Here is a 1921-nt window from a genome sequence, read left to right as displayed (position 1 = left end):
GGAGCCAGGCAAGCATGTAAGAGCTCCTTAGAAAGGAGGTGATCCAGCCGCACCTTCCGGTACGGCTACCTTGTTACGACTTAGTCCCAATCGCCAGTCCCACCTTCGACAGCTCCCTCCCACAAGGGGTTGGGCCACCGGCTTCGGGTGTTACCGACTTTCGTGACTTGACGGGCGGTGTGTACAAGGCCCGGGAACGTATTCACCGCAGCGTTGCTGATCTGCGATTACTAGCGACTCCGACTTCATGGGGTCGAGTTGCAGACCCCAATCCGAACTGAGACCGGCTTTTTGGGATTCGCTCCACCTCGCGGTATCGCAGCCCTTTGTACCGGCCATTGTAGCATGCGTGAAGCCCAAGACATAAGGGGCATGATGATTTGACGTCATCCCCACCTTCCTCCGAGTTGACCCCGGCAGTCTCCCATGAGTCCCCGGCATAACCCGCTGGCAACATGGGACGAGGGTTGCGCTCGTTGCGGGACTTAACCCAACATCTCACGACACGAGCTGACGACAACCATGCACCACCTGTACACCGACCTTGCGGGGAGCACATCTCTGCACTTTTCCGGTGTATGTCAAGCCTTGGTAAGGTTCTTCGCGTTGCATCGAATTAATCCGCATGCTCCGCCGCTTGTGCGGGCCCCCGTCAATTTCTTTGAGTTTTAGCCTTGCGGCCGTACTCCCCAGGCGGGGCACTTAATGCGTTTGCTGCGGCACGGAACTCGTGGAATGAGCCCCACACCTAGTGCCCAACGTTTACGGCATGGACTACCAGGGTATCTAATCCTGTTCGCTCCCCATGCTTTCGCTCCTCAGCGTCAGTTGCGGCCCAGTGACCTGCCTTCGCCATCGGTGTTCCTCCTGATATCTGCGCATTCCACCGCTACACCAGGAATTCCAGTCACCCCTACCGCACTCTAGTCTGCCCGTACCCACTGCAAGCCCAAGGTTGAGCCTTAGGTTTTCACAGCAGACGCGACAAACCGCCTACGAGCTCTTTACGCCCAATAATTCCGGACAACGCTTGCGCCCTACGTATTACCGCGGCTGCTGGCACGTAGTTAGCCGGCGCTTCTTCTGCAGGTACCGTCACTTGCGCTTCTTCCCTGCTGAAAGAGGTTTACAACCCGAAGGCCTTCATCCCTCACGCGGCGTCGCTGCATCAGGCTTTCGCCCATTGTGCAATATTCCCCACTGCTGCCTCCCGTAGGAGTCTGGGCCGTGTCTCAGTCCCAGTGTGGCCGGTCGCCCTCTCAGGCCGGCTACCCGTCGTCGCCTTGGTAGGCCATCACCCCACCAACAAGCTGATAGGCCGCGAGTCCATCCCTGACCGAAAAACTTTCCAAACCCCACCATGCGGCAAGATCTCATATCCGGTATTAGCCACCGTTTCCAGCAGTTATCCCAGAGTCAGGGGCAGGTTACTCACGTGTTACTCACCCGTTCGCCACTGATCACCAGAGCAAGCCCTGGATCACCGTTCGACTTGCATGTGTTAAGCACGCCGCCAGCGTTCGTCCTGAGCCAGAATCAAACTCTCCGTAAATGTCAACATGGCACCCCCACCACCGAAACGATGAAGGCAACCGACACACGAAACGAACCACAACCGGCTAGGCCGCAGTCCACAAATGATCTGACCAACAAAACAACCACACCCACCACAAAAGCAGGCATAGCACTTCGATGACCACATCAGACCCACCACACACCCACACCCACCACCACAACGGCGACAGACACAAGCACACGACAGGCCAAAATGGCATCGACTACATGGCACACTGTTGAGTTCTCAAGGACCGGACGCGCATCCCGCAAAGCCGAAACCGACCCGCCAAGAGGCAACCGCTCAAACTTACCCGAACCAGCACCCCACCGTCAACCACCCAGCCAAGCCACCGATTCCACCCCC

General features: G+C 57.6%; 1 rRNA gene. It reads right to left on the bottom strand.

Going from position 1 to position 1921, the window contains the following annotated elements:
* Positions 1-31: 31 nt before the first annotated feature.
* Positions 32-1552 (bottom strand): 16S ribosomal RNA (locus tag Q0840_RS18935).
* Between the last annotated feature and the right edge of the window lie 369 nt (positions 1553-1921).

Origin of the sequence: uncultured Cellulomonas sp. (genome assembly GCF_947494015.1) — a bacterium.
In the GTDB taxonomy this organism is placed as follows: Bacteria; Actinomycetota; Actinomycetes; order Actinomycetales; family Cellulomonadaceae; genus Pengzhenrongella.
The sequence above is the reverse complement of the archived record's forward strand: the minus strand, read 5'-3'. Positions and strand labels throughout refer to the sequence as shown.